Source organism: Rhodococcus sp. NyZ502 (assembly GCF_041464245.1).
Lineage (GTDB): Bacteria > Actinomycetota > Actinomycetes > Mycobacteriales > Mycobacteriaceae > Rhodococcus_F > Rhodococcus_F qingshengii.
Genome location: NZ_CP167155.1, coordinates 2,826,707 through 2,852,097 on the forward strand (window position 1 = coordinate 2,826,707; position 25,391 = coordinate 2,852,097).

The 25,391-nt window shown below is 64.1% G+C and carries 26 protein-coding genes; 14 read left to right on the forward strand and 12 right to left on the reverse strand.

Translation table 11 applies throughout. The features are described 5' to 3' along the window. The first annotated feature begins 12 nt into the window (after positions 1–12). Positions 13–1,146, forward strand: a complete 1,134-nt coding sequence (locus tag ACBG85_RS13230; protein WP_372027709.1) for a DUF4192 domain-containing protein — start codon at positions 13–15, stop codon at positions 1,144–1,146. Here the strand turns inward: ACBG85_RS13230 and galE are convergent. Continuing rightward, complete coding sequence (galE, locus tag ACBG85_RS13235) at positions 1,143–2,132, reverse strand: UDP-glucose 4-epimerase GalE (RefSeq protein ID WP_372027711.1); 990 nt, start codon at positions 2,130–2,132, stop codon at positions 1,143–1,145. The genes ACBG85_RS13230 and galE overlap by 4 nt on opposite strands. 8 nt (positions 2,133–2,140) lie before the next feature. Beyond that, the gene (locus tag ACBG85_RS13240; protein WP_003942150.1) at positions 2,141–2,827 is read right to left on the reverse strand and encodes a metal-dependent transcriptional regulator; all 687 of its coding nucleotides are present in this window, start codon (positions 2,825–2,827) and stop codon (positions 2,141–2,143) included. Positions 2,828–3,003: 176 nt separating this feature from the next. Between ACBG85_RS13240 and ACBG85_RS13245 the strand changes: the two genes are divergently transcribed. Both ACBG85_RS13245 and ACBG85_RS13250 read left to right on the forward strand, forming a co-directional pair. Further along, a complete protein-coding gene (locus tag ACBG85_RS13245) occupies positions 3,004–4,275 on the forward strand; it encodes an acetoin utilization protein AcuC (protein ID WP_165638343.1) in 1,272 nt (423 codons plus the stop codon). Further along, positions 4,268–6,979: a bifunctional GNAT family N-acetyltransferase/acetate--CoA ligase family protein gene (locus ACBG85_RS13250; protein ID WP_030536893.1), complete on the forward strand. Its 2,712-nt coding sequence runs from the start codon at positions 4,268–4,270 to the stop codon at positions 6,977–6,979. Before ACBG85_RS13245 ends, ACBG85_RS13250 begins: the two co-directional genes overlap by 8 nt. 124 nt (positions 6,980–7,103) lie before the next feature. Here ACBG85_RS13250 and ACBG85_RS13255 read toward each other — a convergent pair whose 3' ends face one another. The 3 genes from ACBG85_RS13255 to ACBG85_RS13265 all read right to left on the reverse strand — a co-directional run bounded on the left by ACBG85_RS13255 (position 7,104) and on the right by ACBG85_RS13265 (position 10,120). After that, a complete protein-coding gene (locus ACBG85_RS13255; RefSeq protein WP_003942639.1) occupies positions 7,104–8,075 on the reverse strand; it encodes a sigma-70 family RNA polymerase sigma factor in 972 nt (323 codons plus the stop codon). 159 nt (positions 8,076–8,234) lie between these two features. Beyond that, complete coding sequence (locus ACBG85_RS13260) at positions 8,235–9,734, reverse strand: methyltransferase (protein ID WP_372027714.1); 1,500 nt, start codon at positions 9,732–9,734, stop codon at positions 8,235–8,237. A 26-nt stretch (positions 9,735–9,760) separates the two neighbouring features. Next, complete coding sequence (locus ACBG85_RS13265; protein WP_003942638.1) at positions 9,761–10,120, reverse strand: DUF3099 domain-containing protein; 360 nt, start codon at positions 10,118–10,120, stop codon at positions 9,761–9,763. 83 nt (positions 10,121–10,203) lie between these two features. Here ACBG85_RS13265 and ACBG85_RS13270 point away from each other — a divergent pair, with 83 nt between their 5' ends. Beyond that, a complete protein-coding gene (locus ACBG85_RS13270; RefSeq protein ID WP_003942602.1) occupies positions 10,204–10,440 on the forward strand; it encodes a DUF3039 domain-containing protein in 237 nt (78 codons plus the stop codon). On the opposite strand, the gene ACBG85_RS13275 is transcribed toward ACBG85_RS13270, so the two are convergent. Continuing rightward, positions 10,413–11,675 (reverse strand): YihY/virulence factor BrkB family protein, encoded by a 1,263-nt coding sequence (locus ACBG85_RS13275; protein ID WP_030536891.1) that lies wholly within the window; start codon positions 11,673–11,675, stop codon positions 10,413–10,415. The genes ACBG85_RS13270 and ACBG85_RS13275 overlap by 28 nt on opposite strands. A 256-nt stretch (positions 11,676–11,931) precedes the next feature. Between ACBG85_RS13275 and ACBG85_RS13280 the strand changes: the two genes are divergently transcribed. Further along, positions 11,932–13,710: a DEAD/DEAH box helicase gene (locus ACBG85_RS13280; RefSeq protein WP_003942642.1), complete on the forward strand. Its 1,779-nt coding sequence runs from the start codon at positions 11,932–11,934 to the stop codon at positions 13,708–13,710. A gap of 133 nt (positions 13,711–13,843) precedes the next feature. Here the strand turns inward: ACBG85_RS13280 and ACBG85_RS13285 are convergent, their stop codons facing one another. Further along, positions 13,844–14,035, reverse strand: coding sequence for a hypothetical protein (locus tag ACBG85_RS13285; protein ID WP_003942643.1), 192 nt, complete (start codon positions 14,033–14,035; stop codon positions 13,844–13,846). A gap of 234 nt (positions 14,036–14,269) precedes the next feature. On the opposite strand from ACBG85_RS13285, the gene ACBG85_RS13290 reads away from it, so the two are divergent. From ACBG85_RS13290 to ACBG85_RS13305, 4 genes are all read left to right on the forward strand, one after another. After that, on the forward strand, positions 14,270–14,647 hold the full coding sequence (locus ACBG85_RS13290; protein WP_064112866.1) for a DUF952 domain-containing protein: 378 nt from the start codon (positions 14,270–14,272) through the stop codon (positions 14,645–14,647). Between the two features lie 86 nt (positions 14,648–14,733). After that, complete coding sequence (locus ACBG85_RS13295; RefSeq protein WP_021344116.1) at positions 14,734–15,216, forward strand: cation:proton antiporter regulatory subunit; 483 nt, start codon at positions 14,734–14,736, stop codon at positions 15,214–15,216. Positions 15,217–15,223: 7 nt separating this feature from the next. Continuing rightward, the gene (locus ACBG85_RS13300) at positions 15,224–16,396 is read left to right on the forward strand and encodes a cation:proton antiporter (protein ID WP_003942634.1); all 1,173 of its coding nucleotides are present in this window, start codon (positions 15,224–15,226) and stop codon (positions 16,394–16,396) included. 21 nt (positions 16,397–16,417) lie between these two features. Continuing rightward, positions 16,418–17,227: a tyrosine-protein phosphatase gene (locus tag ACBG85_RS13305; protein WP_042449914.1), complete on the forward strand. Its 810-nt coding sequence runs from the start codon at positions 16,418–16,420 to the stop codon at positions 17,225–17,227. A gap of 69 nt (positions 17,228–17,296) precedes the next feature. On the opposite strand, the gene ACBG85_RS13310 is transcribed toward ACBG85_RS13305, so the two are convergent. After that, positions 17,297–18,721 (reverse strand): RNA polymerase sigma factor, encoded by a 1,425-nt coding sequence (locus tag ACBG85_RS13310; protein WP_370333980.1) that lies wholly within the window; start codon positions 18,719–18,721, stop codon positions 17,297–17,299. 112 nt (positions 18,722–18,833) lie between these two features. Further along, positions 18,834–19,601 carry a polyphosphate--glucose phosphotransferase gene (gene ppgK, locus ACBG85_RS13315; protein ID WP_064688893.1) on the reverse strand — a complete coding sequence of 256 codons (768 nt, stop codon included), beginning with the start codon at positions 19,599–19,601 and terminating at the stop codon, positions 18,834–18,836. Between the two features lie 169 nt (positions 19,602–19,770). Here ppgK and ACBG85_RS13320 point away from each other — a divergent pair, with 169 nt between their 5' ends. Next, positions 19,771–20,649 carry an inositol monophosphatase family protein gene (locus tag ACBG85_RS13320; protein WP_007732836.1) on the forward strand — a complete coding sequence of 293 codons (879 nt, stop codon included), beginning with the start codon at positions 19,771–19,773 and terminating at the stop codon, positions 20,647–20,649. A gap of 6 nt (positions 20,650–20,655) precedes the next feature. Here the strand turns inward: ACBG85_RS13320 and cei are convergent, their stop codons facing one another. Then, positions 20,656–21,339 (reverse strand): envelope integrity protein Cei, encoded by a 684-nt coding sequence (gene cei / locus ACBG85_RS13325; protein WP_003942618.1) that lies wholly within the window; start codon positions 21,337–21,339, stop codon positions 20,656–20,658. Positions 21,340–21,872: 533 nt separating this feature from the next. Here cei and ACBG85_RS13330 point away from each other — a divergent pair. Beyond that, a complete protein-coding gene (locus ACBG85_RS13330) occupies positions 21,873–22,175 on the forward strand; it encodes a DUF4193 domain-containing protein (RefSeq protein WP_003942593.1) in 303 nt (100 codons plus the stop codon). An 80-nt stretch (positions 22,176–22,255) separates the two neighbouring features. Here ACBG85_RS13330 and ACBG85_RS13335 read toward each other — a convergent pair whose 3' ends face one another. Beyond that, on the reverse strand, positions 22,256–22,753 hold the full coding sequence (locus ACBG85_RS13335; RefSeq protein ID WP_003942596.1) for a DUF3093 domain-containing protein: 498 nt from the start codon (positions 22,751–22,753) through the stop codon (positions 22,256–22,258). A 41-nt stretch (positions 22,754–22,794) separates the two neighbouring features. Between ACBG85_RS13335 and dut the strand changes: the two genes are divergently transcribed. Together dut and ACBG85_RS13345 are read left to right on the forward strand one after the other, a co-directional pair. After that, a complete protein-coding gene (gene dut / locus ACBG85_RS13340) occupies positions 22,795–23,289 on the forward strand; it encodes a dUTP diphosphatase (RefSeq protein ID WP_003942635.1) in 495 nt (164 codons plus the stop codon). Between the two features lie 3 nt (positions 23,290–23,292). Beyond that, entirely contained in the window at positions 23,293–24,132 is an 840-nt protein-coding gene (locus ACBG85_RS13345) for a DUF3710 domain-containing protein (RefSeq protein WP_003942585.1), read from the forward strand. An 11-nt stretch (positions 24,133–24,143) separates the two neighbouring features. Here the strand turns inward: ACBG85_RS13345 and ACBG85_RS13350 are convergent, their stop codons facing one another. Next, positions 24,144–24,869, reverse strand: a complete 726-nt coding sequence (locus tag ACBG85_RS13350; protein WP_065352419.1) for an alpha/beta fold hydrolase — start codon at positions 24,867–24,869, stop codon at positions 24,144–24,146. Between the two features lie 138 nt (positions 24,870–25,007). Between ACBG85_RS13350 and ACBG85_RS13355 the strand changes: the two genes are divergently transcribed. Continuing rightward, complete coding sequence (locus tag ACBG85_RS13355) at positions 25,008–25,382, forward strand: OB-fold nucleic acid binding domain-containing protein (protein ID WP_372027720.1); 375 nt, start codon at positions 25,008–25,010, stop codon at positions 25,380–25,382. The last annotated feature ends 9 nt before the right edge of the window (positions 25,383–25,391 follow it).

Here is a 25,391-nt window from a genome sequence, read left to right on the forward strand (position 1 = left end):
GACGGTGTGTGCATGACGACATCACCTCTTCCGGGAGAATTCGAATTCTCCGACGACGACCTTGCCGCCCTTCTCGGATGCGTCGAACGCGTCTCCGATCCAGGCGAATTGATCGCGGCAATACCCGCACTCCTGGGCTTCCATCCGTCCAACTCTGTGGTTGCGCTGTCTCTGATGGGCGCCTCCGCCTCGACGCTCGGACCAGTGATGCGGCACGACTACTTTCCCAGTGTCAGGGGAAAGCCCGCGAGGCAGATGAGCGCGGCGCTGCGCCAGTTCGCCGCCGTCTGTGACGGGGAAGGCGCGCGTGCGGTCGTTCTCGTGGTGATCACCGATTGCTCGGCAGCTGAAACTCTGATCGATGAAACCATCGAGCTGGCCGAGGTATTCGAAGACATGCTCGGCGGAACCTGCGTCGAGCTGGCCGACGTATTGTGCACGGCCGCAATAGAATCTGGCCAGCCGTGGACGAGCGTCATGCGTTCGATTCACCGCGGCACCCTGCCAGACCCGGCATCTTCGTCGGTTGCAGCAGCACAGGTGTTGGGCGGGAGGGTCATTCGCCGTTCGCGTGAGGAACTGGTCCGGTGGGTACACGGCGCCGCTCGCAATCACGACACGATTGCCCGACTGATCGCGAGCCGACGAGAGTCGAGCGCGCACAGTGGGGAACCGAGCGGTGAAACCGCAGTTCAGTGCCGGATCGATCTGGTGTTGGAACACGTCCGCCGTGTCGAGGCAGGCGCTCACCGCCCTGACCCGCAGGAATGCGCCGATCTGGTGGTCGCATTGACGGACGTACGCGTGCGCGACGTGGTGCTGGGATTGGCGATCACGTCCGTTGCGGCACATGCTGAGCAATTGTGGCTCGTGCTCACCCATGAAGTCCCGTTGCCCGAACGAGCTTGGCCGGCAACACTTCTCGGCTTCTTTGCATACGTGCGTGGCGACGGACCTCTGGCAGGTGTTGCGCTGTCGGCCGCGCTGTCGGCCGATTCGGAACACACCTTGGCGGGATTGCTGGATCTATCGCTGCAATCCGGTATGCGCCCCGACGGAATCCGTGACCTCGCGGCCGTCGGATTGTCCATCGGGGAATCGCTCGGAATCACCGGCTTGCCGCCGGCATTGCCGAATGGAAGCTAGCGAGCAGCGTGTGAGCGGTCGCCCAGATCCTGGAGGAACTGCCATGCGTCGGCGACGATGACGTCGAGATCGGTACGCGTGGGCGTCCAACCGAGCTCGGCAATCGCCTTGTCGCTCGATGCGATCAGTACTGCCGGATCACCCAGCCGTCGTGACGCGTCCTCGACGTTGATCGGCAGGCCGGTGACCCGCGCACAGGCGGCGATCACCTCGCGCACGCTGAAGCCGGCACCGCTTCCGAGGTTGTAGATGCGGTGCTCGCCGGGAACCGAGGATTCGAGCGCCAGTAGATGTGCTTCGGCGAGGTCCAGCACGTGGATGTAGTCGCGTACCGCGGTTCCGTCCGGCGTGGGCCAGTCGGTTCCGAAGACCGAGATCTTGTCCCGCTGCTCGAGTGCGACCTGAAGGACGAGCGGAATCAGGTGGGTTTCGATCACCCGGTTCTCACCGGCGGACTTGTACGCGCCCGCGACGTTGAAGTAGCGCAAGCTCGTCGCACCGAGGCCGTGAGCGATCGAGTACGAGGTGATCGCATGATCGATCGCGAGCTTGGTCGCGCCGTACGGATTGGTGGGGCGGGTCGGAGCGGTCTCCACGATCGGGGACTGCTCCGGTTCGCCGTACGTTGCGGCGGTGGACGAGAACACGAGGCTCGGAGTACCGGAGACACGGATCGCCTCGAGCAACTCGATGGTCGTGACGACGTTTCCGCGCCAGTACTTTTCGGGGTGCAGCACCGATTCGCCGACCAGCGACTGCGCCGCGAAGTGAAGCACACCGTCGAAAACCGGTGAACCCGCACTGCCGAGGACGTCGGCAGCAAGCGCTCCCACGTCTCCTTCGATGAACTCGGCACCGGCAGGCACCGCGTCGGCATTTCCGGTGGAGAGGTCGTCGATGACGACAACCTCGTGTCCACGCTCGAGCAACACAGTGCTGCACACACTGCCGACGTAACCGGCGCCGCCGGTGACCAGGAGTTTCATCTACTTCCTCAGACCTGCTTGACCTGAACGGCGTGAGCCATTTCCTCGGACAGGTCGAACCCGCTGTGACCCGGCACGATGATCGTCACCGAGCCCGGACGGGTTTCGACCGTCACCCTGGCGTCGGGAACGACGCCGGCGTCGCGCAGCTGCGCGATCACCTCGGGATCGGACTGCACGTGCTCGGCCAGTCGCCGAACGACCACAGCTGTCTGTGCGCCGTGCGGAATATCGGTCAGGCGCACCAATGTTTCGGTGGTGGCAACCGGGCCGTCGAGTCCCAACTGGTCCAAGCCCGGAATCGGGTTGCCGTAGGGCGACGTCGTGGGGTTGTTCAGAACGACGACGAGCCGACGCTCGACCTCCTCGCTCATCACGTGCTCCCAACGGCATGCCTCGGCATGTACGTCTTCCCATTTGAGACCGATGACGTCCACCAGCAGGCGCTCTGCCAACCGGTGCTTACGCATGACAGAGATCGCGAGATCGCGACCCTTGTCGGTGAGTTCCAGATGTCGATCGCCGGCGACCATCAGCAAGCCGTCACGCTCCATACGCGCAACAGTCTGGCTGACGGTGGGTCCGCTCTGTTCGAGCCGTTCGGCGATCCGCGCCCGGAGTGGGACTACGCCCTCTTCTTCCAAGTCGTAGATCGTCCGGAGATACATCTCCGTGGTGTCGACTAGATCCTTCACACTCAACCCCTTCGTCAGTTGATCATTCTACCGTTCAGTTCGTGGTTCCGGTGCCGCCTCCACCGCGGCGAGTCCAGCGCGTGTCCGAATCGGATTCGTGTCACTCGATCTCGGTCTCCGAAGCGGGCCACGAGTGTGGTGTGCAGCACGAAACGAGAAGGAAGTAGCGTGATCCCATGACCGCGTCGATCAGATCTGACGGGGACCCCGCGGCGTCTCGAGCGAATCGAGTCGTGGTGTGGAGTCCGGAGTACCTGAGCTATCGGTGGAGCGCCGATCACCCGATGAATCCCACTCGCCTCGATCTCACGATGGCACTCTCGCGAAGCCTCGGACTTCTCGAGGGCGTCGAATTTCTCGAACCGAGTGCCGCGTCCGATGCCGACCTCCTCAGAATCCACACACCGGCATATCTTGCAGCGGTCAAAGACGCGGGTAACTCTGCGAACAACGGTGTGAGCGGCCAGGATGTTCCCCACGGGCTCGGTACCGAGGACAACCCGGTCTTCCCGCACATGCACGAAGCCAGTGCGATCCTCGCCGGCGGCTCGCTGGCCGCAGCGCAGGAAATCGCTTCGGGACGTACGAGGCGCGCGGTCAGCATCGGCGGCGGCATGCACCACGCGATGGCGGATTGGGCCTCTGGATTCTGCGTCTACAACGATGCGGCGGTTGCGATTTCGTGGCTGCTCGACAACGGCTACGACCGCATCGCCTACATCGACGTCGACGCTCACCACGGCGACGGAGTGCAACATGCGTTCCTCGGGGACCCGCGGGTGCTCACGGTCTCGCTGCATCAGCACCCGGCAACCTTGTGGCCGAACACCGGATGGTCGAGCGAGGTCGGCGACGGGGCCGCCGAAGGTACGGCGGTGAACATCCCGGTGCTGCCCGGAACCGTCGACGCGTTGTGGCTGCGTGCATTTCACGCCGTCGTCCCGGGAGCCATTGCAGCCTTCCGCCCGCAGATCATCATCAGCCAGTGCGGAGTCGACTCGCACCGCGAGGACCCGCTCGCGGATCTCGCCCTCACCGTCGACGGTCAGCGCGCCGCGTTTTTGGCGATGCGTGACCTCGCCGACCGCTACTCCGAGGGGCGGTGGCTGGCAGTCGGAGGCGGGGGATACGGACTGGTGCGCGTCGTGCCGAGGGCATGGACTCACTTGATCGCTGCAGCGCTCGATCGCGAGATCGACGTCGACACCGCTGTCCCGGAAGACTGGAAGGAATCGACGAAGCTGCGAGCGCCGAGCGTCGACCTCCCGCCGACCATGGGGGACGGCGGCGATGTCGCCTACACGCCGTGGGACGGCCCGGGTGGTACACCGGAGACAGGTGTCGCCTCGGTGGACCGTGCACTCACCCGTATCGACTCGGCGATCATCGCGACACGTCGCGCTTCGTTCCCGCTACTCGGACTCGACCCGGAGGATCCCCGTGACTGAACAGTCCGATACCGAAGCTGCAGGCGGCGAGGCGAGCGGCCAGGCGCCGAAGACCGACCCCGCTCACACCTATCCCCATTCCTGGGTAGTCGATGTTCTCGCCTCCGACGGCGGAGCGGTGGCGTTGCGACCCATCGTTCCCGAAGACGCGGACAAGCTCGTCGAATTCCACGGCAAACTCTCCGAGCGCACCCGGTATCTGCGCTACTTCGGCCCGTACCCCACGATGTCGGCGCGCGACGTCAAGAACTTCACGACGGTCGACCACCACAACCGTGTGGCGTTCGTGATGATGCTCGGCGACGAGATCATCGCGGTGGGTCGATACGAGCGACTGCTCGACGTCGGTGACGGAAAGTCTGCCGAGGTCGCCTTCGTCGTCGCCGACGCACACCAGGGGCGCGGCCTCGGCCCGATCCTGCTCGAGTACCTGGCAGCGGCAGCGGCCGAGAACGGTCTGACGATGTTCGTCGCCGAGGTCCTCTCCGAGAACCGCAACATGGTGACGGTGTTCCGTGAGGCGGGGTATCAGGTGAGCCGCTCTTTCGACGGTGGCGTGCTGAGACTCGAATTCGCGATCGACCCGACGGAAGCGCTTGTTTCAGTACGCAATTCGCGTGAGCGGGCAGCTGAGGCCCGCAGCATGGGAAACGTGCTCAGCCCGCGATCGGTGGCGGTGATCGGCGCATCAGCGGACCCGGCCAAAGTGGGTAACGCGGTGTTGACCAACCTGCTGCGCGGCGGATTCACCGGACCGGTCTATCCCGTCAACGCGGAGCATCGTTCGGTACACGGCGTTCGGGCATATCCGACGGTTCGTGACATCCCCGACGACGTCGATCTCGCCGTCGTGGCTGTACCTGCAGAATCGATCAATTCGGTACTCGACGACTGCCTCGACAAGGGCGTCAAAGCGCTGGTGGTCGTCTCGTCGGGCTTCAGTGAGAGTGGTCCGGACGGGCGCTCGTCCGAACGCAAACTGGTCCATGCAGCGCGCGCTCACGGTATGCGCCTCATCGGCCCGAATGCGCTGGGTGTCGCGAACAACGACCCGGCGATTTCGTTGAATGCGACGCTCGCGCCGGTCTTGCCGGTGGCAGGCAACGTCGGCTTCTTCTGTCAGTCCGGCGCGCTCGGTATCGCCATTCTCGACGAAGCCGCGCGCAGCCGAATCGGATTGTCCGCCTTCGTTTCCGCCGGTAACCGTGCGGACGTCTCGGGTAACGACCTTCTGCAGTACTGGGATTCCGACCAGTCCACCGAAGTGGTCCTTCTCTATCTGGAGAGCTTCGGCAACCCACGGAAGTTCTCTCGCATCGCGCGTCGAGTTGCGCGGAAGAAGCCGATCGTCGCAGTGAAGAGCGGTCGGCACGCGGTTCCGCCGGTGCTCGCCGCCACCGGAGTCGAGATCGACGATTCGATCGTCCGCGCCCTCTTCGAACAGGCGGGCGTCATTCAGGTCGGGTCCATTTCACAATTGTTCGACTGCGCCTTGCTCTTCGGATACCAACCGTTGCCCGCCGGCCCCCGGCTTGCGGTCATCGGAAACTCGACCGCGCTCGGTGTCCTCGCTGCGGACGCGGCCCGCAGTGAAGGTCTGCAGGTCAGCGACCCGGTCGACCTCGGCGCCCAGGCGAGTCCGGAACTGTTCGCCACTGCCGTGCGCGACGCTTTGGCGTCGTTCGACGTCGATGCCGTCATCGCCGTCTTCGTTCCCCCGGTTGCCATTCCGGTCGAGCCGTTCGCGAAAGCACTCAAGGACGCCGTCGCAGGCTCGGACAAGCCGATTCTCACCACGTTCCTCGCAGCTGAGGGTGTGCCGGACGTCCTGGCAGTTCGTGACGAAGTCGGTAACCCGACCCGCGGTTCGGTGCCGTCCTACCCGGGGCCGGAGCGTGCCGCCCTGGCGTTGGCGAGGGCTTGGCGATATGCGGAGTGGCGCAGCAAGCCTGCGTCGAAGGTGGTTCGTCCCGTGGGTATCGACTCCGAGCGAGCCCAGAAGATGGTGGCAGATTGGCTTGAAAACTCTCCTGGCCGTTGGCTTTCAGATGTGGAAGCGGCGGCGCTGCTCGAGTGTTACGGGGTCGCCGTCGTCGAATTCCGTTCGGTCCTGAGCGAAGACGAAGCAGTAGAGGCAGCGGATGCTGTCGGCTACCCGGTCGCGGTCAAGGCAACCGGCGAAATGTGGCGACACCGACCGGATCTGGGCGGCGTCAGGCTGGATCTGAGTGGACCGGAATCGGTGCGCCTCGCTTACCGAGATCTTGCGGCCGCGTCGGGTGAACCGCTGCTGCACGTGCAGAAAATGGCAACCAAGGGCATCGGATGTGTGGTTGGTGTCCAAGACGACCCGTCGTTCGGTTCGCTGATCTCGTTCGGGCTTGCCGGTGTGATCTCCGATCTCCTCGGTGACCGTGCCTATCGCGTACTGCCTCTCACCGAGGACGCTGCTACGGAATTGATCGACGCGCCCAAGGCCGCGCCGCTTCTCTCCGGATACCGCAACGCCGTTCCGGTCAACAAGGGTGCGTTGGTTGATCTGGTTCAGCGCATCTCGGCGCTGGCCGACGACATTCCCGAAGTCCGCGAACTGGCCTGTGAGCCGGTACTCGCTTCGGCTACCGGGGCGGAGATCACCGATTCACGTGTCCGAATCGGACCTGAGCCGAGCGCAATCGACCTGGGGCCCAGGCGGCTGCGGTAGACACAGCGAACAACACCGGCCACCGCACATTCCCGAGGGGGAGGGAAGTAGCGGTGGCCGGTGCTTTGTGCGGTGCGTCAGCGCGAGTGGTGTGGCGCGCTGACGCACGTGCTGTGTTGTTTGATCAGCTCGCGTAGGACCGCAATTTCTCGGCGCGATCGCCGACGCGGAGCTTGCCCATGACCTCACGCTCGATCTGACGAACCCGCTCACGCGAGAGGCCGAAGAGCTTGCCGATCTGATCGAGGGTGCGGGGCTGGCCGTCGTCGAGACCGTAGCGAAGTCGGATGACCTGCTGCTCCCGCTCGTCGAGCGTCCCGAGCACGCTGCGCACATCGCTGTGCAGCAGACCGGCGATGACGGCGTTCTCGGCCGAGGTCGCCTCGGAATCTTCGATGAAATCGCCCAAGGGCGCTTCTTCGTCGTTGCCCACAGGCATGTCCAGGCTTACCGGGTCGCGGCTGTGGTCGAGCAGGTCGGCAATCTTGTGCGCCGGGATGCCCGACTCTTCGGCCAACTCGTCGTCCGTGGCTTCTCGCCCGAGCTGCTGGTGCAGTTCGCGCTTGATGCGGGCGAGCTTGTTGACCTGCTCCACGAGGTGGACTGGGAGCCGGATGGTGCGGCTCTGATCAGCCATTCCGCGGGTGATCGCCTGACGGATCCACCAGGTGGCGTACGTCGAGAACTTGAAGCCCTTGGCGTAGTCGAACTTCTCCATTGCACGGATGAGTCCGAGGTTGCCTTCTTGAATCAGATCGAGGAGCGGCATGCCGCGGCCGGTGTAGCGCTTGGCCAGCGACACGACGAGTCGCAGGTTCGCTTCCAGGAGGTGGCTACGTGCCGACTGTCCCTCGCGAACGATCGTTGCGAGATCCCTCTTCTTGGCGACTGTCAGGCGCTTTCCCGTGGCAAGGACGTGGCTGGCGTACAGCCCCGCTTCGATTCGCTTCGCCAGTTCGACCTCGTCTGCTGCTGTCAGCAGTGCGGTACGACCGATCCCGTTCAGGTAGACGCGGACCAGGTCTGCGGCCGGGCTCTGGGCGTCCAGATCTGCGGCGCTCGGACGAATGCGAGTAGTGGTGCTGGGGCTTGTCATGACTTGCCTCCCTATCGGCGGTCTCTCACACAGTTCAACGTGTGAGAGTTCCGGGAAAGTTCCCGTGCCGATTTCCGCTAAATCGCCGTGACCTGCAGTTATTTCCCAGTCGTCCTGAGAAGTTGCTGAGAACACAAAAATCTGCAACTCACCGGGAACTCAGTTCGTGACGGGAAGCACCAACCCGTGTCGAACCAGCGAGACCATCATTGTGACGACGGCCTCGCGTAGCTGGTTCGGGTCTTCGCCGTTCGCCGCGGCAAGAAGTTCGATCAATTCGTCGACCACCAGTCCATCCGCTCGGAGTCCGGCCAACAGCGCAGCACCGAGCTCGTCGATCTCGTGCTGCCAGTGCGGTCCGTTGCCGCGGTGCACACGCGTGACCACTTGTTGCCATCCCTCGTCACCGGGGAGGTAGACGCGTTCGAGAGCCGTGTCCGGATCGAGGACGAAGCGTTCCTCGAGGACGTCGTGTTCACGCAACCAGGCAAGACGGTCGAAGTAAGCGAGCGCCTCGGCCCCGAGCGGGTCCGAGAAGCCGTGCATGAGGTCCTCGGCCATCAGGTCGGTGGGGGAGTCGGTGCGGCGAAGGAACACGAAACCGAAGCCGACGCCCTCGACGTCGGATTCTTCGAGGTGATCCAGCCAGGCGTTTGCTCTCGATGCCGTTTCAGGATCTCGCGGATCCTGCCCGCCGTCCTTGAGCCACGTACCGACGTACAGAGCCGGATCCGCGACATCGCGCTGGACCACCCAGGCATCGACGCCGTGGGCCGGCAGCCACGACGCGATCCGCGACCGCCAGTCCTGCCCTTCGACGTGCACCCAGGACGCCAGCAGAGCTGCCGTGCCGCCGGGGTTCAGGTAGTCGATCGATTGCGAGATCATCAATTCGCTCGCACCGTCGAGATCGAGGCCGGAATCGCGGTACGTGTGATGGACGCGTGCCTCGCCGACGACAAACGGCGGATTGGCGACCACCTGGTCGAAGGTTCGACCCTCGACGGGTTCGAACCAGGACCCTTGAAGGAGTTCGACGTCCAGTCCGTTGAGGGCCATGGTTGCTGCCGTGAGGTCGACAGCGCGTTGATTGATGTCGGTTGCGGTGACCGAATCGGCGTACGTGTTCGCGTGCAGGGCTTGGATGCCGCATCCCGTACCGAGGTCGAGCACGCTGCCGACCCTCGCGGTGGGCGTGGCCTGCAGCAAGGACAGTGACGCATGCCCGACGCCCAGCACATGATCGGCCGTGGCCTTCTTGGGACGGATTCCGCCGTCGAGATCCGAGATCACCCAACGATCGCCGTCGCCGACGTCGATGGGGCGAAGATCCACCGCGGCCCGCACGAGCGGATTCTCACTGTCGAAGTTCTCACCTTCGAGCAGACCGGCGTCGACGCACTGCGCGATTGTCAGCGGAGCCAGCGCCGCGGCGACGTCGCCCGCCGGGCAGTCATCGGCGAGAAGGAACAGTCTGATGAGAACGCCCAGGTCCCCGAGTTCTCGGGTGGCGCGGCGCACGGGCACCGGCTCACTTCGACCGAGAGCAGCGTGAACTTCGGGACCCAACGCCTCGAGCGTGGTTCCGGTGTCGAATCGATTGCGAAGCAGAGCCTCACGCAGCGCAGGGGTGATGGACAGGAGCGTTTCGCTTCTCACCCTGTCATTCTCGCAGGCGGAACTTGTCAGCCTTCGATGGTGTGGTGCGTCGCGGATTCGATCTCGCCTGCGGTCTTCTTTCGTCCGTCGTATCGACTCGGTTCGTCCTTGGTGCGCGGTGGTCGGTCGTTGGCGATCAGGACGGCGATCCAGGGAAGCGGAATGGATGCACCGATGATGAGCATCGAGATCCAGGCGTTGGCCCAGATGCCGTACGCGATCGCCGCGAGGATCAACGCCGGGAACCGGAAGGACATGATGATCATGTACTTGCGCACTCGGGCTTTGTGCTGCTCTTCGACGGACTGCTGCGCTTCGGTGATCAGTACGGGATTGTCGGGAGTCCCGGCCTCGTCGGACCTGCCGAACGCGCCATTTCGTGCCATGACTCCACTGTTCCACTCTCGGCCGACAATTGCACACGACCCGTGGGTCGCACCGCTGTGACGGAGACGGCATTATTGGAGGGGTGAGCACTCAAACCAAGGAACGTCCCGACGTCTCCACCGACGAAACGACCGACGACGACACCCCGAAGTTCTTCCACTACGTGAAGAAGAACAAGATCGCCGAGAGCGCCGTCATGGGAACCCATGTCGTCGCGCTGTGCGGTGAGGTGTTTCCCGTGACGAAGTCCGCCAAGCCGGGATCACCGGTGTGCCCGGACTGCAAGAAGATTTACGAAGGACTCCGTAAGGGCGACTGACCTCTGGTCAGGCGAGCGGGAGTACTTCCGGAGCTCGGCGGATCGACAGCCTCGACGCAGTCGGCCGCCGGGCTCTTCGCGTCTGCGTGCGGTTCATCGCAGGGATCTTGGTCGACGCACGAGTTCTGGCGCGACTCCGATTGTCTGCTCTCGGTTTGTCTGCTGCGGGGCCGCCCGTACGAGGGGACCGTGGCCGGGTCCGCTTTGTCGCCCGAGATGCGGATCGGGCTGGTGGCCAGGTGCCAGGTCAGGTTGGTGACCGGACCGGTCTTTTCGTCGGTGTTCTGAGCCGCAAGCCACTCTCGCATCTGCTCCATCCGAGTGGCACGAGCGGGCCAGAACTCCTGAACCGTCGCGTTGAACTCGGCGCCGAGCACGACGGCAAAACCGAGGAAGAACGTGAAGAGCAGAAACGCGATCGGCGTTGCCAGTGCGCCGTACGTGTAGCCGGTGCTGGTGACGAATCCCAGGTACCAGCGCAATCCGGTGCTGGCGGCCATGAAGAACACACCGGCGACCAGGGCGCCCGCGAGCAGCCGATGCCACGGCAGCGACTTCGGCAGAGCGACTTTGTAGAGCGTCGTGAGGCCGATGATCACCAGCAGACCGACAGCGGGGTAGTAGAACGTGTCGACCAGATTCGATCCGACCACGTACCAGGAGGCCGGCAGTGCTCGCCCGACGAGCGTCGGCCCCAGAGCTACTAGCGGCAGGATGAACACCGCCATCACCAGGAACATCACGTAGAGCAGCAGGGCGAAGATGCGCTGCCAGATGGGATTGCGGGCATCCTGCTGCCCGTGTGCTTCCACGATCGAGTCGACGAACGTACTGATCGCCGATGATCCCGCCCACAGGGAGAGCAGGAAGCCCACCGAGATGATCTCCGGGCGTCCGCGCTGAAGGACGTCCGTCACCGTCGGGCGGATGATCTGGTCGACGACGCTTTCGCTGAAGATCGTTCCGCTGAACGTGACGATCTTGGATTCGATGATCTCGACGGTGTTGGGTCCGAACCACCCACCGATGTAGCCGATCATTCCCAGAAGGCCGAGCAGCAGGGGAGCAAGCGACAGCGTTTGCCAGAACGCGGCCGTAGCCGCCTTTCCGAAGATGGAATCGTCCCAGGCCTTGCTCAGGGTTCGACCGATCAACTGCCCGGTGCGGCGTAGCGGATGCCATCTGCGGTGGTGCAGATCACTTCCGCTCGACTTCTCGCCTCGCGCTTCACTCATGATGTCTCCAGCATCCCTGACGACACACCCGGTTGCCCAACCATGGCGCCGACGTGTCGCACATTTCTGAGACAATTCGCGTGCAGGTCGGCAGGATGCGAGAGAAGCGAAACCTCGCCGGCCGGAGTGAGAACGGCCATGAGTACGCGCTTCGAGTGCGGCTTTCGTCGGTGGCGGCGGCTAGGCTCGTCGCCGGACATTGATGAAAATTCGAGGAGCGCGAGACAACAGTGCGATTCCAGTGGAGGCGCGGCCTATGACGTCTGAGACCGTGGCAGCCGAGTTCGGCAAGTCGCCCGAACCCGCCGGAGCTCAATCCGCGGGAACCCAACCTGGCGCCCCTACCGGTTCCCTTCGTGCATGGCAGCGCCGTGCACTGACCAAATACCTTTCCAGCAGTCCGCGTGACTTTCTGGCGGTCGCAACGCCGGGAGCAGGTAAGACCACCTTCGCTCTGCGGGTAGCTTCGGAATTGCTCCGTGACCGGACGGTCGACCAGATAACCGTCGTGGCGCCGACCGAGCACCTCAAGCACCAGTGGGCGGAGTCCGCTCAGCGCTCCGGCCTCGCATTGGACTCGCGGTTCTCCAACTCGACCGGCCAGACCTCGAGTGACTATCACGGCGTCGTGCTGACCTACGCCCAGGTTGCCTCGCACCCGTCGAAGCATCGTGTGCGGACCGAGGGCCGCAAGACGCTGGTCATCCTCGACGAGATCCACCACGGCGGCGACGCCAAGAGCTGGGGCGACGCCATTCGTGAAGCTTTCGGCGACGCGACCAGGCGTCTCGCACTGACCGGAACCCCGTTCCGCAGTGACGACAGTGCCATTCCTTTTGTCGAGTACGAGCCGGACAAGGAAGGTCTGCTCCGCTCGAAAGCCGACCACTCCTACGGATATTCGGATGCCCTCAAGGACGGCGTGGTTCGCCCCGTCGTGTTTCTCGCCTACTCGGGCGAGGCACGGTGGCGAAACAACGCCGGCGAGGAATTCACCGCTCGACTCGGCGAGCCGCTGAGCGCCGAGCAGACGACTCGGGCCTGGCGTACGGCCTTGGACCCTGCCGGCGACTGGATTCCTGCCGTGCTGCAAGCAGCAGACACCCGTTTGGCGCAGCTGCGCAGTACCGGTATGCCCGATGCCGGCGGACTTGTCATCGCGACGGACCAGACAGTGGCCCGCGAGTACGCGAAGGCCCTGACAGCGATCACCGGCGAACAGCCGGCCGTCGTGCTGTCCGATGACCCCACCGCGTCCAAGCGAATCGCCGAATTCGGTGCGAGCGACCAGAAATGGATGGTCGCGGTCCGCATGGTGTCCGAGGGTGTCGACGTTCCCCGTCTGGCGGTCGGTGTGTACGCGACCAGCGCGTCGACTCCGCTGTACTTCGCTCAGGCGATCGGGCGCTTCGTGCGCTCGCGTCGTAAGGGCGAAACTGCCAGCGTCTTCCTGCCGTCGGTGCCGGTGCTTCTCGACCTTGCCGCACAGCTCGAGGCCCAGCGTGATCACGTACTCGGCAAGCCGCATCGTGAGAAGGACGGCCTCGAAGACGACCTGCTCGCCGATGCGAACAAGCAGAAGGACGAGCTGGGCGAGGAGGAGAAGGCGTTCACGTCCCTGGGCGCCGATGCCGAACTCGACCAGGTGATCTACGACGGATCATCCTTCGGTACCGCGACATTCGCCGGAAGTGACGAGGAAGCCGACTACCTCGGTCTGCCAGGCCTACTCGACGCCGATCAGATGCGGGCATTGCTGCGTCAACGCCAGCAGACGCAGGTCGAGGCCAACTCGGCCAAGGCCGCCGCCCCGCAACCCACGGCGGCAGTGGTATCCGATCGAGCGGCCACGGCAGATCAGCTCGGTGCGCTCCGCAAGGAGCTCAACGGGTTGGTGGCGATGAACGTTCACCGCACTGGTAAGCCGCACGGCATCATTCACGCGGAACTGCGCCGGGTGTGCGGCGGTCCGCCGACGGCCATCGCTACTGTCGATCAGCTGACCGAACGCATCGCGATTCTCCGCAGCTGGTAGCAGCCGATACCGGTCCCGCACGCTTCGCGTGCTTGCGGCCCCGGAACGGCAGAACGGGCGATCACAGTGACTGTGATCGCCCGTTCTGGCGTTCATGGCGCGCCTCGTGAAGAGGCCACCCCCGGCTGACAGGTCAGATTGCGGGTTCGCTTTCGGAGACGACGGCATTCATCTCGCGAAGTCGATCCGCGTGTTCGGTTGCGTGGTGTCCGCAGAAGAGAAGCTCGCCGCCGGTGGGAAGCACGGCGCGTACGCGTGCTCCGGCACCGCACCGGTCGCACCGGTCGGCAGCGGTCAACTGTGGGCTGGTCAGTGTTCCGGGCATGACTCCTCCGTACTGGCTTTGCGGCATTCGGGCCGCGTGCCTGGGGCCTGGTCCGCCGCGTCGGAATGGCGCGGTAGATCCACTCTTACAGACGTTTGGGGTTTACGGGTTGTTCCCGAAGGCGTTTCTTAGTGTTGTGTCTCACTGGAAATGCGCTGGGCAGGCATTCTCGGGTGAAGATTGTTCGCTGACAGCTGATTCGGATCGCCGACCTCAGCCCGATATTCTGGGCGGATGAACCCGGGACGCGAACCACTTGTCGACGAGAGCGTCGAGTTGCTCCACATGTGCACGCGCGAGGAGTGGGCGCGGGCACAACAGCTCGGTGAACGTATCCCCGACGGATTCGAGGCGGAGGGATTTGTCCACATGTCGACTCCGGCGCAAGTTCATCTCCCGGCCAATCGGATCTTTGCCGGCCGTGACGACATAGTCCTTCTGGCTATCGATCCGGCCTTGCTCGTCGGTCAGGTCAAGTACGAACCGGGTGTCCCCTCGGACCCGGAATCGATGCGATTCCCGCATCTGTACGCCCCGATTCCCGTCGCAGCCGTCACCGCTGTCGTCGAGTATTTTCCGGGCGAGAACGGCGTGTTTTCGCCGGTTCGGTAGGTCGCCGGTTCGCTCGCCGCGAAGTGCTCCCCGCGGATAACGGCCCTCCCGCGATGCAGGTCACCGATCGGCGCTACCGTTGGTGTATGAACGTAGAAGTCACCCCACTACCGGGGATCGGGACGCGCAAGGATTTTGTTCTGTCTTCCGGTCGTCGCGTGGGTGTCGTCACCCATCGGGACGGTCATACCGACCTCATCGTTTCCAAGGCAGACGACCCTGACGCGTGTGCTGCCTCGCTGCCTCTGACCACCGAGGAAGCGGCAGCGCTCAGCAATCTCCTGGGTGCCCCACAGCTCGTTGCTCAGCTCGAGGAAGAGCACCGTGACCTTCCGGGCATTCGAACCAAACAGCTCTACATCAAGGACGGTTCTCGCTACGACGGACAGACCCTCGGGGACACCGGCATGCGCACGCGCACCGGAGTGTCCATCGTCGCCGTCATGCGCGCAGGACAGGTGAGCCCGTCTCCGAACCCCGACTTCACGTTCACCGGGGGAGACCTTCTCGTGGCAGTCGGAACGCCGGACGGTTTGGCTGCAGCGGCAAAAATCTTGGCCAACGGCTGACTGGCGCGTGGACACAACCACCCTCGCACTGATCGAACTCGGCGCGGTCTTCTTCGCGCTCGGACTGCTCGGACGGCTCGCTGCTCGCGTCGGCATGTCGCCGATCCCGTTCTACCTGATCGGCGGCCTGTGCTTCGGACAGGGCGGTTTCATCCAGCTCGGCGACATCGGCGAGTTCTCCCATCTGGCAAGTGAGATCGGGATCGTCCTGCTCTTGCTGCTGTTGGGGCTCGAATACACTGCGGCCGAGCTCGTCACCGGTCTCAAACGCTCGCGGGTAGCCGGCATCGTCGACATCGTCCTCAACGCCACCCCTGGCGCGGTTGTCGGCTTGATGCTCGGTTGGGGCGTCGTGGGGGCGACGGTCATGGCCGGCGTCACCTACATCTCGTCTTCGGGAATCATCGCCAAGGTGCTCAGCGACCTGGGGCGCCTCGGTAACCGCGAGACACCGGTCGTGCTTTCGATTCTGGTGTTCGAAGACCTGGCGATGGCGCTGTACCTGCCGATTCTGACCGCGATGCTCGCGGGCGTGAGCTTCATGGGCGGGCTCGAAGCGGTCGGGATCTCGTTGTTGGTCATCACCGTGGTTCTTGTCGTGGCCCTCCGATACGGACGGTACGTCTCTGCCCTCCTCGACAGTCCCGACAGTGAGACGCTCCTGCTCAAGCTGCTCGGTGCCGCACTGTTGGTCGCCGGCATCAGTTCGGCGATGCAGGTGTCGGCGGCTGTGGGCGCATTCCTCCTCGGAATCGCGATCTCGGGGTCGACGGCGCACAATGCCAGTCGCGTGCTCGAGCCCCTTCGAGATCTGTTCGCCGCAATGTTCTTCGTGGTCTTCGGTCTCAACACCGATCCCAGTTCCATTCCGCCAGTCCTCGGATGGGCCGCGATCCTGGCAGTGGTCACGGCGATCACGAAGCTGGTAACCGGCGCCTGGGCGGCCAGACGTCAGGGTGTCGCGCGAATGGGTCAGGCGCGCGCCGGTGCCGCTCTGATCGCCCGCGGTGAGTTCTCCATCATCATCGCCGGCCTCGCGGTGTCCGCAGGCGCCGTCGACGCCGAACTTGCCGCATTGGCAACTGCTTACGTGCTCCTGATGGCGGTCATCGGCCCGGTGGCGGCAAGAGTTATCGAACCGGTCGCCTCGTTGTACATCAAGGTTCGTACGAAGTCCTGATTGCGGTCCTATTCTGTCCGGATGTCGAACAGAATCGCCCGTCCCGCCGCGACCGCTCTGTGTGCGCTGATCATCTCGTGTGCACCGGTCCCGGCGCTCGCCGGTGGAATTCCCGCTCTCGACCACGCCGGACCCACAGCTGCGCAGGTTGCCGCGGATCGATCGCTGCACCTCGAGGGTGCGTCGAACGCGCGTGACATCGGTGGCTACGACGCCGCGGACGGGCAGACCGTTCGGTGGGGGAAGGTATTTCGCTCGAATGCCCTCGACAAGCTGACACCGTCGGATCTCGCGTCGTTGAGCGAACGCGGAGTGGAATCGGTCGACGACTTCCGTACGGTCGTCGAACGAACGCTCTCGCAGGATCGCCTTCCGAACGGGGCGCGAAGCAACTGGTTCGACGTCATCGGAACCAACCCCGCCAACCTCCCGGCGCTGGTGGACATGCCGACGATGTACGCGTTGATGGTGACCGATCCGGGGGCGAGCCGCGCATTCCACGACGCGCTGGTGAACGTCGCGAACACCGACGGTGCAGTCCTCTACCACTGCTCGGCGGGCAAGGACCGTACCGGTTGGATGACCGCAGTTCTCCTGACCGTCCTCGGCGTGAGTCGCACCGACGTGAACGCCGATTACATGCTCAGCAATCAGTACCTCACCGGACCCCGCACGGGGAGCGCGTTCATCGACGGCGTCGAACAGTCTTGGCTGGACACGTCTTTCGCCACGGTGGATCGGGTGTACGGCAACTTCGACAACTACGTCCGGGACGGCCTTCAGTTGAGCGAGGACGATGTCGCACAACTCCGGGACACACTCTTGGTCTGAGGCGGCAAACGCACAAGAGCCGCTCTCCGGAGATCCGGAGAGCGCCTCTTGTGTGCATAGCTGGTGTGACTAGTCGAGGTAGTCGCGCAGAACCTGCGAACGCGACGGGTGGCGCAGCTTCGACATCGTCTTCGATTCGATCTGGCGGATACGCTCACGCGTGACGCCGTAGACCTGTCCGATTTCGTCTAAAGTCCTCGGCTGACCGTCGGTGAGACCGAAGCGGAGGCGAACCACGCCGGCTTCGCGCTCGGACAGCGTCTCGAGTACCGACTGCAGCTGATCCTGCAGCAAGGTGAACGAGACGGCATCGACTGCGACAACAGCTTCGGAGTCCTCGATGAAGTCACCGAGCTGGCTGTCGCCCTCGTCGCCGATGGTCTGGTCGAGAGAGATCGGCTCACGCGCGTACTGCTGGATTTCCAGCACCTTCTCCGGCGTGATGTCCATTTCCTTGGCGAGCTCTTCCGGCGTGGGCTCACGGCCCAGGTCCTGGAGCAGCTCACGCTGGATACGGCCGAGCTTGTTGATGACCTCGACCATGTGTACCGGGATACGGATGGTGCGAGCCTGGTCGGCCATTGCGCGGGTGATGGCCTGACGGATCCACCACGTGGCGTAGGTCGAGAACTTGTAACCCTTGGTGTAGTCGAACTTCTCGACTGCACGGATCAGACCGAGGTTGCCTTCCTGGATGAGGTCCAGGAACGCCATGCCGCGGCCCGTGTAGCGCTTGGCGAGCGAGACGACCAGGCGGAGGTTGGCCTCGAGGAGGTGGTTCTTGGCGCGGTTGCCGTCGCGGCAGATCCAGCTCATGTCGCGTCGCTGAGCCGCAGGCAACTTCTCGCCCTTGTCAGCGAGGTCCTGCATGATCTGCACGGCGTAGAGGCCGGCCTCGATGCGCTTGGCCAGTTCGACTTCCTCTTCGGCGTTGAGGAGTGCGACCTTGCCGATCTGCTTGAGGTAGGCGCGAACCGAGTCGGCGGACGCCGTCAGTTCGGCATCCTTGCGTGCCTGGCGGAGAGCCTCGGACTCTTCCTCGTCCCAGACGAAGTCGCCGGAAGCCTTGTCCTTCTCGGACGGCTCTGCAGCGGTCTCTTCGTCTTCGCCGACTGCTACGACCTCGACGACATCGGACTCGACCTCGGCAAGGTCGCCGTCCGTGATGTCGATGTCTTCCAACTCGACATCGCCGTCTTCGGCGTCAGGATCGCCGGCCTTCTTGGGGCTGGCCTTCTTAGCTGCTGCCTTCTTGGCCGGAGCTTTCTTGGCCGGAGCCTTCTTTGCTGCTGCCTTCTTGGCGGGGGCCTTTTTCGCCGGAGCCTTCTTGGCTGCCGGAGCGGTGACGGTGGCCGCCTCCACGGCTGGAGATTGTGGCTCTGACTCTGATGGAGAATCAGCAGTCTGACGTGTATCGGTGGCTGCCACGTACGCCCTTTCGTGACGGTGTCGTGCGGCGTCACGCCAGAGTGGTGATCCGGCGGAGAGGTCAATGGTTGTTGGCCGGCGCGCAGCCGGACTTCACCATTGTAACGACTCTCAGGAAACTCTTACGTCACGGCGGGCCGTAACAGGTAGATTTTCCGCTTTTCACGTGCGGGTTTTCTCATCCGGCGACGGCGGCCGGCCTAGTCAGTCCGACCGATGCGAGCGCAGCTCCGGCGATTCCCGCGGTGTTGAGGAGGGTGGCGGGGACGACCTTCGTGCGGTTGGTCAGGTGCGGAATCCACTTCTCGTGCTTGCGGCTGATTCCGCCTCCGGCGATGAAGAGATCTGGCCAGAGCAGGTTCTCGAAGGTGGTCAGAACTCGCGAGACCTCGACCGCCCACTCCTTGTAGCTCCAGTCCTTCTTCTCCTTCACCGACGACGCCGCCCGGTGCTCGGCTTCCTTGCCGTCGACCTCGAGGTGGCCGAACTCGGTGTTGGGCAACAGAACTCCGTTGTGCAGCACGGCAGATCCGATTCCGGTGCCGAAGGTCAACAAGATCACGACGCCGGAGGTGTCTTTGCCCGCTCCGAACGAGTCCTCGGCGATTCCGGCAGCGTCGGCGTCGTTGAGGACGGTGACCTCGCGCCCGCCCAGTGCCTTGCCGAACAGAGCGGCGGCGTCGGTGTCGATCCAGGACTTGTCGATATTCGCGGCGCTTCGCGCGACGCCGCCGGTCACGACAGCGGGCAAGGTGATGCCGACCGGACCGGTCCACTTGGCCTGCTCGACGATCTCGGCGACAGTGCCCGCGATCGCATCGGGTGTGGACGGCTGCGGGGTCAGGATCTTGATGCGGTCACCGATCATTTCCCCGGTGCTCAGGTCGATCGTGCCGCCCTTGACGCCGCTGCCGCCGACGTCGATCCCGAAACCTGTGGTTGTCATCGTCCTGCGCTCCTGAGTGTCGAATTCGAGGTCACGATCTACCGTTGCAAACACTAACCCGAACAAGGACCCGGGCGCGTCCTCTCGAACCGCCCACCTCGAGACGTTCGAGTGGTGCCCCTCGGTAGAGATGTGTTGCGATGGTCCGGTGCGCCCTTCAGAAAGAACATTGCCCGACTTTTCCGCCGATTCTCTGGACCCCGCACAGTTGCGGGAAGTAGCCGTAGCCGTCGCCGAACGCGCAGCCGAACACGTCCGTTTGCGTCGGCCCGAGGTATTCGGCCTGGTGGGTTCCGGTGCCGCCGAGGGTGGTTCGGTTGCGGCGAAGAGCACGCCCACCGATCCCGTCACGGTGGTCGATACCGAAACCGAACAAGTGATTCGCGACCTTCTGGCGCAATTGCGCCCTGCAGATTCGATCCTGGGTGAGGAAGGTGGCGGAGACACCGACGATTCCGCGGGAGTTCGATGGGTTGTCGATCCCATCGACGGCACGGTGAATTTTCTCTACGGAATCCCCGCGTTCGCCATCTCGGTGGCCGTACAGATCGACGGGTTCTCGGTAGCCGGGGCTGTCGTCGACGTGTCGTTGGAAACCACGTACGCCGCGCATCGGGGCGGCGGTGCAACCATGACCACGGCCGACGGCGTCGTCAGCGACCTGCAAGCCAATGAGGTGACCGAGCTGTCAATGGCGCTGTTGGCCACCGGCTTCGGTTACGGAGCGGATCGCCGGAAGGTGCAGGGCACGTTGATCGGGCAGATCCTGCCGCAGGTCCGCGACATCCGACGTATCGGTTCGGCTGCGTTGGATCTGTGCATGGTTGCCACCGGCCGGGTCGACGCTCACTTCGAACACGGACTGAGTCCGTGGGACTGGGCAGCCGGCTCCTTGATCGCTTCCGAAGCGGGCGCCGTGATCAACGTCCCGTCGCCAAATTCCACGTCGGCCGACGGCGATGTCGTTTACGCGGTCGCTCCGGCGATCGCCGAGCAGTTCGCGCACATGCTCGGAGCTACCGGCGCAGATCAGCCGATTCCGAGCTGAGGCCTGTCAGCAGCGCGCCGTGCGCGCTGCTTTGAGCAGTGCGATGTCCATCGGAGCGACTTCGGCGTTTGCGGGCTGCTCGGCCAGAGCATGCAAGATCGCGGTGGCGTCGGTGTTGGGGGTCAGGGCGCCCTTGTTGTACGTGCCGAGAGCCAGGTCGACGGTGTCGTCGCCGCGGCCGTCCTGGACCAGTTCGGCGCAGGGGGCGACCAGCCAGACGGAACTGGCGGCGGCGAGGCCGTTCGCTCCGAATCGGATCTGACCCTGGCACTCCATGTTCTGGTCGACGTAGACGGGGTCGTTTCCGACCTGGACGTCCGGCGCGCTGGAGAAGCCGAACTCGCTCAGCTGCGCTGCCACCTGGGCCGCCTGACCGTGTTCACCGTTGGCGTTGAACACACGAACCTTGGTGGCGGCGAGGGGAGCGGGATCCACGTCGAGCAGCTTCGAGCGGTCGACGACGGTTCCCAGCGGTAGTGGCGCCGCTGCCGAAGGATCGGACGAAGGTTGCGGCAGGTTGCAGGCGACGGTGTCACTGACTTCCGCCTCGGCGCTCAGGATGCGGACCCACAAGACACTGCCGATCAATGCGAGTACCGCGAACACGGCGATCACCGGCCACGCGCGCCGACGGCGGAACGGACGTCCCTGGTCATCGGTAGAGCTGCCTTCGGTGATCAGAGAAACCACGGTATCCCTCGACTTTCTTGACGAAACTTCTACTTCGCCATCGGGCCGAGCGGCGCCGGCATGACGTTCGGTGCCTACCTTAGAGGGCCTGTGTGACGAGACAGCCGAAGCGAGGCTCGACGCGTCGAGTCCTTGTCGATTGCGAAACGGCAGTTGGCCGATTACCGGCCTGTTTCTACCCGGATTCGGCCCGAAAACATCGTGGAAAGGTCACAGCTTGCTCTTGCCTTGGTGACAATTCGCAGTCATTTTTCGGAAATTTCCGATTCGGTTACTACTTTCGTGCTCACGTCGGCTACTGTCTGGCGGCCCAGGTCGTTCAACTGGGCATCGGCCGGACGCCGAAATGACAACCAAATGAGGCGCAGATCACGTTCTCGGAAGGAACTTCCGGGCACTAATTCCAGTCCTGCAGCGTTATGCAGCGACAGGGAATGATCTGGATGCCACGGCGGTTTCCATGCGCATCAAGGATCTACCGGATTCTCGGCGCACACGGGACCGGGATACACGAAGAGGATGGGGTAGACGAGATGGCAACTGACTACGACGCACCGAGGCGTACAGAGTCCGACGAGGTTTCGGAGGACTCGCTCGAGGAGCTGAAGGCGCGACGCAACGAAGCGCAGTCAGCCGTCGTCGACATCGACGAGACGGACACCGCGGAGTCCTTCGAGCTGCCGGGTGCCGACCTTTCCGGCGAGGAACTCTCGGTTCGAGTTGTTCCGAAGCAGGCAGACGAGTTCACGTGTTCGAGCTGCTTCCTGGTTCATCACCGCAGCCGCCTGGCCAGTGATGCCAACGGACAGCTCGTATGCATGGACTGCGCTGCCTGATCTCCCTTCCCGGTGGTCGACCCGTCAGCGCGAGGGTCGACCAAGGGTCGGGAAGTACTGCTTTGCTGTGACCGCGCTGGTCAGAGATCCAGCGCAGCCAGCAGATCAGCGGGACGACGTGTGCTCACCAACCAGTACGGCGTGGGATCCTCCGGGTCGTCGAGCACGATCAACACCATTGTCTTGACCCATGGGCGATGCTGGACGAACGCCGACGGATCGAGTTGGCGCCCCATCGCAGCACTCTTCGCGGAAGCCGGCACTGCTGCCGCCCGTGAAATCAATTCGACCGGCAGGTGGGCTCTACCCACGTGCAGTTCCTTCACCCCTGCTGTCTCCACTACCTCGACGCGCATCCGGCTGAGCCAGAATGCCGCCCAGATCGGGATCGGGAGTAGTACGACGTACGCCAGGTACGAGAGAAGCCCCGGGCGGCCCATGTGGACCTCGGCCGCGAGGAGTCCGGCTACGGCCAACCCGGCGATCCACCACCAGATCGGCACCCACAGGCGCTCGGAGTACAGCGTCGTGGACGGGGGCGTTGTGGTGGCGACGTCAGGTCGAGATGTTTCGGGCACCTGTCAAGGATAGTCCGTCGCTACGAGTAGTCTTGGCCCACGTGAGCGACCATCTCTCCATCGCCTTGAAGCGACTGGATCCAGACCTGCCCGTTCCACAGCGTGCGCATCCCGGAGATGCGGGTGTGGATCTGTGCTCCACCAGCGACGTCACCATCGAACCCGGCCACCGAACACTGGTCGGAACGGGGATCGCGATCGCTTTGCCGGTGGGCACCGTCGGGTTGATCCATCCGCGTTCCGGACTCGCCGCCAAATCGGGACTGTCGATCGTGAATGCGCCCGGAACCGTGGACGCGGGATACCGGGGCGAACTCAAGGTCTGCTTGATCAATCTCGATCCGGCCACGGCCATCGACATCCGCCGCGGTGACCGAATCGCTCAGCTCGTGGTTCAACGAGTCGAACTTCCGGTTTTCGAGGAAGTCGAATCGCTGGACGACACGACTAGAGGAACCGGAGGCTACGGTTCCAGCGGCGGGCACGCGATACTCGATACCGATGCGCCTGGCGCGGTAGTCGGAGAGGGAGTCTGAATCATGTTCGGACGCAAGAAGAAGACAGACGTCGACGAGGAAACCACCAGCTTCTTCGGTGACGAGAACGACGAGTCGGTGGAGATCGACGAGGTCGAAGACGATCTCGAAGTCACCGGCGACGAGTTCGGTGACGAATCGGAAGGCCCTTACGACATCTCGGAGATCGATTCCGACGATCCGACGGCAGGCCGTGACGGTCAGCGTCTTGATCTCGGTTCCGTTCTGGTGCCGATGCCGACCGGCGGGCAGTTGCAGGTCGAGATGGCGCCCAACGGTTCGCCGCAGGCCGTGCACCTGGTCACCGAGCACGGCCGCATCACGGTTGCTGCCTACGCCGCCCCGAAATCGCCCGGTCAGTGGCGTGAGGTCGTTGCCGAGCTCGCGCAGTCGCTTCGCGACGACAATTCCGCGGTGAGCGTCGAGAACGGCCCGTGGGGCCGTGAACTGGCTGCTGTGACGGCCAACATGGACCTGCGGTTCATCGGCGTCGACGGTCCCCGGTGGATGGTGCGCTGCGTGGTCGCGGGTCCGAGTGGATCCACCGCCGCGAACGCTCCTCTGGTGGCAATCGCACGGGACATCTTGCGTGACACCGTCGTCAACCGAGGATCAGAGCCGCATCCGGTGCGGACACCGCTGCCCGTGGTGCTCCCGCAGGTGCTCGCCGAGCAGTTGGCGGCCGCACACGAGCAGCAGTTGGCGGCAGCGCAGCAGCAACAGGTCGCCGCCCAGCAGCAACAGCAGTCAGCACCGCCCGCTCCGCCGGCACCTCCAGCACGGCCGACCCCGCCGCCTCGTAGCGGCGAATCCGGTTCTGCCATGCAGCAATTGGGTCAGTAACAGAATTTTCTTCAGGCGCTCGCGGTGGTATCGGATTCGATCGCCGCGAGCGCTTTGATGCAGGTGGACCCGAGAACCGCGGGGTCGCGCCCGATCATGTCGAGCGTCGTCGTGGCGACTGCGCCGCGGGGGAGTGAAGCCGCCCAGGCCTGCGCCACTGACGCGGGATGAACCGGATCGTCCACCGCCGACGCAATGCCGACCGGAACGCCCACCGCCCGTAGCGCGCTCTCGCCGAGTGAGTGGTACGACGCCGCCTCGTCGAGCGCAGCCGGGAGATCGGGCCACTGAGAGCGCCAGGAGCGCTCGAGTTCGGCTCCGAGCCACGCCGGACTCGACGCGAGCATCGCAGCGATCACCGACTCCAAGCCTTCGGAGCGCAGTTGCCCGGCGGTGAACCGCGCGCTCGCTGCTGCGGGGGCGTCGTCGGCCGAGCCCGTCCAGGCCGGAAGCGCTGCCAACACACTCACCGTTCGATCGGGATTGTCGGCGGCCCACTGGAGTGCAACGGCCGCTCCGATCGAGACCCCTCCGACGATGATTCGGCCGTGCGTGTCCGCGGCTCTGTCCATCGCGTCCAGATAGCCGTCCACGACACGCCGAGGGTCCGGTTCAATTGCGATGATGCGCACACCCAGAGCCTCCAGCGGCGCCCGGAATGCGCGGTCCGCGAAGTGGGCGTCAGAGCCTGTACCTGGGAGAACGACGGCAACGGTCGCCGATTCAGAGTTCTGCATCTCTTGATCTTGCCCGGTGCCCCCGAGACGCGGACTGACCGGTGTGGTTACACGCTCGTAATGGGTCTACAGTGGCGATCACACAGCCCTTCACGTGACGCGAAACCCTTGCGTCACACATGTTCGCAGGAGCGCGCAATGGCACCCGCCGCCGCAGGATATTTTCGTCGACTGACCCAGCGTCTGACCGAGGACGTCGACCAGTTGGACGCCCAGGAGATGGTCGAGTCCAACAAGGCTTCCGGAGGTCAGAAGGCATGCGATTGTCGTCGCGGTGAAGAAGTCACGATGGTGGGCCGACTCCGCAGCGTCGACGCGTGTCCCAAGTCGGGAAATGCCAGCATCGAGGCCGAGTTCTTCGATGGCACCGAGATGATCAATCTCGTCTGGATCGGGCGTCGCCGGATCCCGGGAATCGAGACCGGTAAGACCCTGCTGATCCGCGGTCGTGTGGGCGAGCGTGACGGTCGCAAGGCGATCTTCAACCCTTACTACGAACTGCGCGGCGAATAGGCGCGTTTC

Excerpts from the sequence above, each read along its gene's own strand:
- ACBG85_RS13255 (WP_003942639.1), bottom strand. The coding sequence starts at position 8,075 with ATGACAAGCCCCAGCACCACTACTCGCATTCGTCCGAGCGCCGCAGAT.
- galE (WP_372027711.1), bottom strand. The coding sequence starts at position 2,132 with ATGAAACTCCTGGTCACCGGCGGCGCCGGTTACGTCGGCAGTGTGTGC.
- ACBG85_RS13245 (WP_165638343.1), top strand. The coding sequence starts at position 3,004 with ATGACCGCGTCGATCAGATCTGACGGGGACCCCGCGGCGTCTCGAGCG.
- ACBG85_RS13305 (WP_042449914.1), top strand. The coding sequence starts at position 16,418 with ATGTCGAACAGAATCGCCCGTCCCGCCGCGACCGCTCTGTGTGCGCTG.
- ACBG85_RS13275 (WP_030536891.1), bottom strand. The coding sequence starts at position 11,675 with ATGAGTGAAGCGCGAGGCGAGAAGTCGAGCGGAAGTGATCTGCACCAC.
- ACBG85_RS13265 (WP_003942638.1), bottom strand. The coding sequence starts at position 10,120 with ATGGCACGAAATGGCGCGTTCGGCAGGTCCGACGAGGCCGGGACTCCC.
- ACBG85_RS13295 (WP_021344116.1), top strand. The coding sequence starts at position 14,734 with ATGAACGTAGAAGTCACCCCACTACCGGGGATCGGGACGCGCAAGGAT.
- ACBG85_RS13345 (WP_003942585.1), top strand. The coding sequence starts at position 23,293 with ATGTTCGGACGCAAGAAGAAGACAGACGTCGACGAGGAAACCACCAGC.
- ACBG85_RS13285 (WP_003942643.1), bottom strand. The coding sequence starts at position 14,035 with ATGCCCGGAACACTGACCAGCCCACAGTTGACCGCTGCCGACCGGTGC.
- ACBG85_RS13330 (WP_003942593.1), top strand. The coding sequence starts at position 21,873 with ATGGCAACTGACTACGACGCACCGAGGCGTACAGAGTCCGACGAGGTT.
- ACBG85_RS13290 (WP_064112866.1), top strand. The coding sequence starts at position 14,270 with ATGAACCCGGGACGCGAACCACTTGTCGACGAGAGCGTCGAGTTGCTC.
- ACBG85_RS13355 (WP_372027720.1), top strand. The coding sequence starts at position 25,008 with ATGGCACCCGCCGCCGCAGGATATTTTCGTCGACTGACCCAGCGTCTG.
- ACBG85_RS13280 (WP_003942642.1), top strand. The coding sequence starts at position 11,932 with ATGACGTCTGAGACCGTGGCAGCCGAGTTCGGCAAGTCGCCCGAACCC.
- ACBG85_RS13350 (WP_065352419.1), bottom strand. The coding sequence starts at position 24,869 with ATGCAGAACTCTGAATCGGCGACCGTTGCCGTCGTTCTCCCAGGTACA.
- ACBG85_RS13230 (WP_372027709.1), top strand. The coding sequence starts at position 13 with ATGACGACATCACCTCTTCCGGGAGAATTCGAATTCTCCGACGACGAC.
- ppgK (WP_064688893.1), bottom strand. The coding sequence starts at position 19,601 with ATGACAACCACAGGTTTCGGGATCGACGTCGGCGGCAGCGGCGTCAAG.